The sequence below is a fragment of the Rhizobium sp. SVR5-9E genome, assembly GCF_056755095.1.
Genome location: NZ_JBNDHS010000554.1, coordinates 1 through 253, shown reverse-complemented (window position 1 = coordinate 253; position 253 = coordinate 1). Strand labels below are relative to the sequence as shown.

1 protein-coding gene is annotated in these 253 nt (G+C 39.9%); it reads right to left on the bottom strand.

The genetic code is table 11. From position 1 onward, the window contains the following. Positions 1-242: hypothetical protein (locus ACPYOJ_RS36030; RefSeq protein ID WP_481420484.1), on the bottom strand; the 242-nt coding region annotated here is incomplete at its 3' end. Positions 243-253 lie beyond the last annotated feature (11 nt).

The window sequence follows — 253 nt, the reverse complement described above, 5'->3', positions numbered from 1 at the left end:
ACGCCGCGGCCAGGTGCTGTTGTGTAATTTGTGAAGAAAATATCATCCGGACTTGCCGGATCTGAAACAACATCAATGACATTAAACCATGTTGTATTTCCAACGAAATAGGAAGGATAAATCCATTCCATGCCATTGAAGTAATAGAAACCGGGATTTTTAGGATTGCTAATTCCTGTATTAAATCTTCCCTCTCTTCCTCCTGTAGACACCAGAATCTGGTTATCACCATAAAGACTCATTTTGTACGCAT